1 protein-coding gene is annotated in these 726 nt (G+C 30.2%); it reads right to left on the bottom strand.

The window, feature by feature from the left end; all coding sequences use genetic code 11:
• Positions 1–336: 336 nt before the first annotated feature.
• The coding region (locus tag LGK95_RS22190) for an HNH endonuclease (RefSeq protein ID WP_226127102.1) at positions 337–726 on the bottom strand (390 nt) is incomplete at its 5' end.

Here is a 726-nt window from a genome sequence, read left to right as displayed (position 1 = left end):
TAAACAGTCCTCAAAGTGGCTTAAATGCTCACTTTGTTTTTTAAACTATATTTATCTATCCCTATTTATTTTAAACTATAAGGGGCAAAAAAAGGGGCAAAATAAAATCAACGGGTTTGTTTTTAGTTACCAATAACATTTTTCGGTTTACAAGCTAAAGGAGAGTATAATCATTATACACACGTAACTAGAATATGAAGGTAGAATGAGACCGCTTCACATAGATGGGACTGGAAAAGTTAGGGGAACCGACATATGGTGCATAATTCATTAAAAAATATAGGTGATAGATAAATCTATCACTTATATTTTTACTAAAACACTTTCAAAATATTCTTATAGTGCTATAGTATTTTGATCATGGAATTTTTTATGACATGTTTCACATAGTACAGTTACATCAGAGAATGTTTCTTTACCTTTATTAATATATGTGTGATGGTGAACTTGTAATTTTGTGGTGCCACCACATGTGGTACATTCGTTTCCAAAATAAAGTAATGCTGTAGTTTTGAATGTTATCCAATGATTGGTTTTGAGATAGTCTTTATAAGCCATAGACTTAAATCGGTCAATTGTCTCATTGTAGTTTTTATCAATAAATTCAATATCTGGAATGTGTGATGGTTCATTAATTTTTATAACTAATGGTGCAATATTTATATCTTTTAATCTTTCAGCTAACAATATAAACATAGGGTCGTGTGAGTCTGTTATCCCGAGAAA

It is taken from the genome of Clostridium algoriphilum (assembly GCF_020443705.1).
GTDB lineage: Bacteria > Bacillota > Clostridia > Clostridiales > Clostridiaceae > Clostridium_AD > Clostridium_AD algoriphilum.
This window is presented reverse-complemented; position numbering and strand designations above follow the sequence as displayed.